At 70.4% G+C, this 1546-nt stretch carries 1 protein-coding gene and 1 pseudogene; one reads left to right on the forward strand and one right to left on the reverse strand.

What is annotated here, in order from left to right:
- On the forward strand, window positions 1-1022 hold a 1022-nt coding region (locus G6026_RS11195), incomplete at its 5' end, for an LCP family protein (RefSeq protein WP_241728041.1).
- Between the two features lie 56 nt (window positions 1023-1078).
- Here G6026_RS11195 and G6026_RS11200 read toward each other — a convergent pair.
- Window positions 1079-1546, reverse strand: a pseudogene (locus tag G6026_RS11200) (hypothetical protein); the annotation flags it as partial.

Raw genomic sequence — 1546 nt, forward strand, 5'->3', positions numbered from 1 at the left:
ACCGGCCCCCGCGGGCAGGGTACGGGCCGGCGGATGCGCGCCGGCCGCGCCGGGCACCCGGTAGACGCCGCCTCGGGCCGATGCGGATCCTGGGCCTGGTGCTCGTCCTGATCCTGACGCTGGGCGTGGTGAGCGTCCTGTGGGCGGACTCCAAGCTCCAGCGGATCGACGCCCTGCCGGACTACCCCGGCCGGGGCGGGAACACCCCGGGCAGTATCACGCTGCTGGTCGGGACGGACTCGCGCGAAGGCCTCACCCCGGAGCAGCAGGCCCAACTGTCCACCGGGTCGGAATCCGATGCCGGCGGCAAACGCACCGACACGATGATGCTGGTCTACACGCCGCGGGACGGCGGGCGGACCATGCTCATCTCACTCCCGCGCGATCTTCTGGTCGACATCCCGGACTACGGTCAGAACAAGCTCAACGCCGCCTACACCTTCGGCGGCCCGCCTCTGCTCACCCGGACGCTCGAGGAACAGACCGGCATGCGCATCGACCACTACGCGGAGATCGGGTTCGGCGGTTTCGCCGGGATCGTCGACGCCGTCGGAGGCGTGGACATCTGCATCGAGGAGCCGATCAACGACCCGCTCGCCGGACTCGATCTGGCCGCCGGGTGTCAGACCCTCGCGGGTCCTCAGGCCCTGGGCTTCGTCCGCACCCGCTACGGGTTCGCGGAACAGGACCTCCAGAGGGTCCGCAACCAGCGGCAGTTCCTCGGCGCGCTGATGAGCGAGACCATGTCCCCGGGGAACCTGCTCAACCCGTTCACCGCGGTGTCACTCATCGACTCCGCCTCGGAGGCCGTCACCGTGGACTCCGGGGACCACATCTGGAACCTCGCCTGGGTGATGTGGAAGCTCAGGGGCGATCCCCTCACCGTGACCGCCCCATACGACGGCATGGACTCGGGTTCCGTGGGGTCGTATCTCGTGTGGGGCCCGAACACCACGGGGTTCTTCGACGCGGTCGCCTCGGGGCGTACCCCACCCCAGGAGTATCTCGACGCCGGCCCCTGACCCGGTCGCCCGGGCCGCTCTCCCGGGTGCGGGCGAGTCGATCGGGTGCGGGTCCGTCATCCGGCGGGTGTGATCGAGACGATCCCCCACGTCCCGTGAGGGTTCTCCGCCACCCGTACCCGCTGTCTTATCACCACGGGCTCGGAATCGGGCCGGGACTCGGTGAGCGTCACCTCGAGGAGCGTGGGTGACAACTCCCGGGCGTCCACGCAGTGGGTGGTGCCCTCGGGCACCCGGTCCACCCCGTCGGCACGCAACTGATCGAAGGTCATCCGGCTCGACGGCGAGACCGCCTCGAACGCCTTCTCGGCCGAGCGCTCGACGTAATACGCGTGGTCGAAGGCCAGCACCGTCTCCAACGGCGTGTCCAGCGACCCGGGGCCGGCGCCCACCACGTGGCCGGGTTCGGACACCGGGGAGCAGGCGACGGGGTCTTCCCCTGGGGAGAGTATCCCGCGGGTGAGGACGAACCCGAGCACGGCGGACCCGGACAGCACGGCCACCCCGGCTGCCGCGAACAGCGC

The organism is Dietzia sp. DQ11-38-2 (assembly GCF_014145055.1).
Classification (GTDB): domain Bacteria; phylum Actinomycetota; class Actinomycetes; order Mycobacteriales; family Mycobacteriaceae; genus Dietzia.